Genomic DNA, 1,427 nt, shown 5'->3' with positions numbered 1-1,427 from the left:
CCGCGCTTGGCCCGCGGGTAGAGCTCGCTGATGTAGACGACGGCGACGACGGTCATCGCGGACAGGCCCGCCGAGGTCAGCACGCGAAAGACGCCCAGGGACCAGATGTCCCAGGCGAAGACGCACGCGAAGGACCACGCGGTGTACCAGAACGTGGTCGCGATGAGCGTGCGCCGGCGTCCCAGTCGGTCGGCAAGGCCGCCGGCGACCACGGCCCCGATGAACATGCCGACGAAGGACAACGACGTCACGTAGGCGACGTGGTTGACGTCGGCACCCCATTGTTCGCGGATCACGGGGGCCGTGATGGCGAAGGTGTTGATGTCCGCGAACTCGAAGAAGTAGGCGAACGCCACCGCGTAGAGGGTGGTCTTGTGGAATTTCGAGATGGGCAACCGGTCGAGCCGGTTGGCCGCGTTGGTGGCGGGGGTGTGCTGCACTGCACGCTCCTGGGATGGGGACGCGGCACCGTTGCGGGGCCGGTGGCTTGCGGTCAGCCGGCCTCTTCGGGCCAGTACAGACGCCGCGGGTTGTCGACCAGCAGGGCCTGTTGGCGTGCGGGGGTCGTGGCGACGTGCGGGATGTGGTCGACGAGCAGGCCGTCGTCGGGCATGTGGTGCTTGAGGTTGGGGTGGGGCCAGTCGGTGCCCCACAGGGCGCGGTCGGTGAACTCGTCGACGACCTTGCGGGCGAAGGGCACGACGTCGCGGTAGGCGTGGCGCTCGCCGTCCAGGGCGGGTGGTCCGGTGACGGTCAGGCGCTCGGGGCAGGAGACTTTGACCCAGACGTCGTTGCTCTCCACGAAGCGCAGGAAGTGGGCGAACTCGGGCCCCTCGGGGCTCCGGGTGACGTCGGGGCGGCCCATGTGGTCGATGACGAGCGGCACGGGCAGGGAGGCGAAGAACGTCTCCAGGTCCGGCAGGTCCGGGGCCTCGAAGTAGAGGACGACGTGCCATCCCAGGGGTGCGATCCTGCGGGCGACGGCGGCCAGGGCCTCGGTGGGTGCGGTGTCCACCAGGCGTCGTACGAAGTTGAAGCGCACCCCGCGCACTCCCGCCTCGTGCAGGCGCCGCAGTTCCGCATCGCTGGTATCGGGGCGCACGGTCGCCACCCCGCGGGCCCGGCCGCCCGCGGCGGACAAGGCGTCCACCAGGGCGCTGTTGTCGGCGCCGTGGCAGGTGGCCTGCACGATGACGTTGCGCGCGATGCCGAGATGGTCGCGCAGGGCGAACAGGTCGTGTCGGGAGGCGTCGACGGGCGTGTACCTGCGTTCGGCCGCGAAGGGAAACTCGGCGGCGGGGCCGAACACATGGCAGTGGGCGTCCACGGTCCCCGCAGGCAGGACGAAGGCCGGCTTGGTCGGGCCGCGGTACCAGTCGAGCCAGCCGGGGGTGACGGCGAAAGCCTGGTCGGGGTCAGTCATCGGG

At 70.4% G+C, this 1,427-nt stretch carries 2 protein-coding genes; both read right to left on the bottom strand.

Going from position 1 to position 1,427, the window contains the following annotated elements; all coding sequences use genetic code 11:
- Positions 1–440, bottom strand: a 440-nt coding sequence (locus ACQKIP_RS47400; RefSeq protein WP_427745863.1) for an MFS transporter, incomplete at its 3' end; no start/stop codon positions are given.
- A gap of 53 nt (positions 441–493) precedes the next feature.
- Positions 494–1,423: an amidohydrolase family protein gene (locus tag ACQKIP_RS47395; protein WP_365863484.1), complete on the bottom strand. Its 930-nt coding sequence runs from the start codon at positions 1,421–1,423 to the stop codon at positions 494–496.
- Positions 1,424–1,427: the final 4 nt, after the last annotated feature.

The organism is Streptomyces sp. NPDC059900 (assembly GCF_050270335.1).
In the GTDB taxonomy this organism is placed as follows: Bacteria; Actinomycetota; Actinomycetes; order Streptomycetales; family Streptomycetaceae; genus Streptomyces.
This window is presented reverse-complemented; position numbering and strand designations above follow the sequence as displayed.

Bases quoted from the DNA above. Each gene is read 5' to 3' on its own strand.
- ACQKIP_RS47395 (WP_365863484.1), bottom strand. From the start codon at position 1,423: ATGACTGACCCCGACCAGGCTTTCGCCGTCACCCCCGGCTGGCTCGAC.